The sequence below is a fragment of the Brucella tritici genome, assembly GCF_008932285.1.
GTDB classification, from domain to species: Bacteria; Pseudomonadota; Alphaproteobacteria; order Rhizobiales; family Rhizobiaceae; genus Brucella; species Brucella tritici.
Map to the genome: position 1 here is coordinate 1 of NZ_WBVY01000035.1, position 245 is coordinate 245.

The window sequence follows — 245 nt, forward strand, 5'->3', positions numbered from 1 at the left end:
CCTTCATGCCCAGCGCATGGACGTTGATTTTACCGCTTTCCCAGTTCTTCTCGATCAGTTTCTGGCCGAGTATATCGAACCACCAGACATTTCCGCTCAAGGGGTCATAGCCGGGGCCTTCGCCCAGCGTATAGTGATCGCCCTTGACGTCGCGCACTTCCATCTTTTCCAGGCGGGCGGAAACGACGCCGTCACGCATCGAAAGCCGGTCCGGCGTATAATGGTAAAGCTCATGACCGCGCTTC

The 245-nt window shown here is 56.7% G+C and carries 1 pseudogene; it reads right to left on the reverse strand.

The features are described 5' to 3' along the window. A pseudogene (locus tag F9K94_RS24795) lies at positions 1–245 on the reverse strand (hypothetical protein); the annotation flags it as partial.